This window comes from Sedimentibacter sp. B4 (assembly GCF_000309315.1).
Taxonomy (GTDB): domain Bacteria; phylum Bacillota; class Clostridia; order Tissierellales; family Sedimentibacteraceae; genus Sedimentibacter; species Sedimentibacter saalensis.
On record NZ_CANG01000567.1, the window covers coordinates 1 to 433 of the forward strand.

Annotated in this window: 1 protein-coding gene; it reads left to right on the forward strand. The window is 70.9% G+C overall.

Annotation, left to right across the window (positions count from 1 at the left end; all coding sequences use genetic code 11):
* The coding region (locus BN358_RS25580; RefSeq protein WP_304412793.1) for a glycoside hydrolase family 38 C-terminal domain-containing protein at window positions 1-433 on the forward strand (433 nt) is incomplete at both ends.

The window sequence follows — 433 nt, forward strand, 5'->3', positions numbered from 1 at the left end:
TCGAAGAGATCATCACCGACGCCCTCACCGCTCTCACCGGCACCGGCGAGACCCTCCTGATCGCCAACGCCGCCCCACACGACCGCGACGGCGTTCCCGCACTCGGCGTGGACGCCTCGTCCACCACCCCCCAGGCTGCGGTCGAGGAACACCCGGACGGCACGTTCACCCTCGCCAACGAGCACCTCAGGGCTGTGGTGGACGCCACCGGCGAACTGGTCTCCCTGGTCGACACCACCACCGGCCGGGAGGCGATCGCCCCCGACCGCCCCGGAAACCGGCTGGAGCTCTTCCGCGACATCCCCAACCAGTGGGACGCCTGGGACATCGACGAGTTCTACCGCCGCGCAGGAGTGCCCACCGAGCCCGGCACCGCCACCCTCGACGAGCGGGACGGGGAGCCGGTCATCACCATCCGCAAGCAGGTCGGCGA